Raw genomic sequence first — 2,413 nt, forward strand, 5'->3', positions numbered from 1 at the left:
AGTAACAAAAAAGCATTCCACAAGGGTTTCATCATTATTCCTGTCAATATTATAAACCAACCAGTTGCAACAAGTGTTAACGACTAGTTTGAAAGAGGTTGGATAATAGCGATTACGGATATACTTGCAATTGAAATATCTATTAAAAGTATGTTTTTACCGCTAATCACTACTAATGTCTAAGATGGTTTTATGGGGAGAGGAAAGCGATAGTCACGACCAAACCAGAAAGTAAAAAGGAGCAGAATACAAATAAGAAATATACCCGTGGCTTTTCGATTTTGGTTTTAAGCTAACATGTCCAATAAATCGAGCCGTTATCACACCAAGCGATAACGGCTCTTTCAAGTATGACTGTTATGACTAAGGCATAGTTGAGGCTCTTTACTGGCTGAAGACTCCTTTATAGCTGAAGGCTCCTTATAGCTAAAGGCTTTCTATTTCGAAGTATCATGCGCTATTTCCACGTATAGTTGAGGCTTTTATCCCCCACGGTGATGCGGCCATAATATTGAAATTGCCACTGTTTCCAATTCCAGGTGTAACTTTCTTTATAACTCGATGAACGAATAGCATCAACAAACGCGCTGTAACTACCATGGGTATTGGCGTTGCCGACATAGCTGCCCCACATTTGTCGGCCTCTATCACCTTTACAAGTATAAATATCATTCACTTTGTCAGTGCAATCCCTAAATATGGCAAGGTAGCTGTCGCCTTTACGACCCACTAACCAACGCCCTTCTTGCTGCCACTCGTCAAACTCACTTTCAGGCCAAAAGACATTCACTTTGGTGCTGATCTCCCCTAAACAAGACAATGGTAGCCAGTCATTATTAATCAGTAACATACCGAGATTCCCATCAGAAATCAACGCTTAGCATCTATCAAATCATGGCTTAAACTGTTTTTAATATAATTCCTGCTGCTGAGCTTGAAAAATGAGTGATATTAGCGGAATGAGTGAAATTTGAAGTGTAAAGTACCGACTCAGTTGATTAATTGAGCTTTCTGGTCTTGAAATACAAGCTGGGCTCTAGCCTAGCGGCATATACTGGCAACATTTGGAAAAATGCCGTCGTCGTTTATCTAAGTGCTCACAATAGCGACTGAGTTCTTGCAACGTACCTACAGGGCCATGAAACAATGCCCCAAACTCTGTGATGATTTTTAGCCAATTTTCAACGGGTATATTGAGTCTATTCAATATCTGCTCTGCATTCGAAGATATCGCCCCCCGCTTGTCATCTCGAATAATTCGGCCTGTTTCATCTACAAGTTCAAGGTAGCTTTTTAATTCAAAAGTAATACCTTTGGGTTGATGTTTTTTCTCATTACCAATAAAAGGCAACAACTGCTTAGGCTGCTTACCCGTTAACGCAGCTTCAATACGTAGTTTAAGGCTAGTATGCTCGGAATTCTCTGGTGTACTTGCCATATTGGCACGAATAGGATTGAGTTCAACATAGGCCATACAAGCTAACACTGCTGCTTCATCAAGTAAGGCTTGGCTTTTAAAGCGGCCTTCCCAGAAGTGACCTGTACAATTATCTTCTATATTTGCTTGTCGTGCTATCGGTTCATTCAAACATCGCATAAACCAGCTTATGTCACTTAGCCGTGAACGATATGTCGCAATTTGATGTTTTAATTGAGTGACTTGATGTGCTTCAATCACTTCACCTTCAGCAAACTGTTGCGTTATCTGTGTGCCATTAAATAATCGATGCCACTGTTCAATCACTTCCCTATCTGACCAAGCATTCGCTTTATTAACATCAATATAAAGCACCACATGCAAATGATTGCTCATCACTGCAAACGCCGCAACATCAATGGCAAAAATATCTGCTAATTTAAGTAATTGAAATTCTACCCAACCACGGCGATGATCGTAATTCTTACCTGTATAGTGATCATCTCCACATAAATACGCCCGCCGTACTACACGACTACAACAATGATAATATGGCGTAGCTTCAATACTAATTAAGCACCTTCTTGGACGTGGCATAACAAGCTCCCTCTACAGCCCTTCAATCAAGCTTAGTAAGAAAATAGTAGGAGTGCCACTAATTAAGGGTGTCTATAAAGTCACTTAAATTCATAGTTACAATATAAAACAATCAATTTTAATCAAAGGTATGAAAATGGCAATTTATTATTTAAGTGGTAGTTGGAAGATCGCAACAAACTTTCCATCAGGTGTTGATGTGTACTGTATAGCCAATTTATATGGTACTTATAATGCAGGTACTTCTGATGGAATTTATTACCAAAGTGGTGGGGAGTGGTATAAAGCCACTAATTTCCATGAAGATAGAGTGAATTGCTTTACTGATGTAGATGGTGTTATTTATGCTGGCACTTCAGAGTCTTTATATTATCAAGGTACTGGCTCGTGGGAAAAGGC

Annotated in this window: 3 protein-coding genes; 1 reads left to right on the forward strand and 2 read right to left on the reverse strand. The window is 39.4% G+C overall.

Annotation, left to right across the window (positions count from 1 at the left end):
• Positions 1–457 precede the first annotated feature (457 nt).
• The gene (locus L2764_RS26750) at positions 458–850 is read right to left on the reverse strand and encodes a hypothetical protein (protein WP_248943377.1); all 393 of its coding nucleotides are present in this window, start codon (positions 848–850) and stop codon (positions 458–460) included.
• 186 nt (positions 851–1,036) lie between these two features.
• Positions 1,037–2,014 (reverse strand): transposase, encoded by a 978-nt coding sequence (locus tag L2764_RS26755; RefSeq protein ID WP_248943378.1) that lies wholly within the window; start codon positions 2,012–2,014, stop codon positions 1,037–1,039.
• Positions 2,015–2,150: 136 nt separating this feature from the next.
• On the opposite strand from L2764_RS26755, the gene L2764_RS26760 reads away from it, so the two are divergent.
• The coding region (locus tag L2764_RS26760; protein ID WP_248943379.1) for a hypothetical protein at positions 2,151–2,413 on the forward strand (263 nt) is incomplete at its 3' end.

The sequence above is a fragment of the Shewanella surugensis genome, assembly GCF_023284005.1.
Lineage (GTDB): Bacteria > Pseudomonadota > Gammaproteobacteria > Enterobacterales > Shewanellaceae > Shewanella > Shewanella surugensis.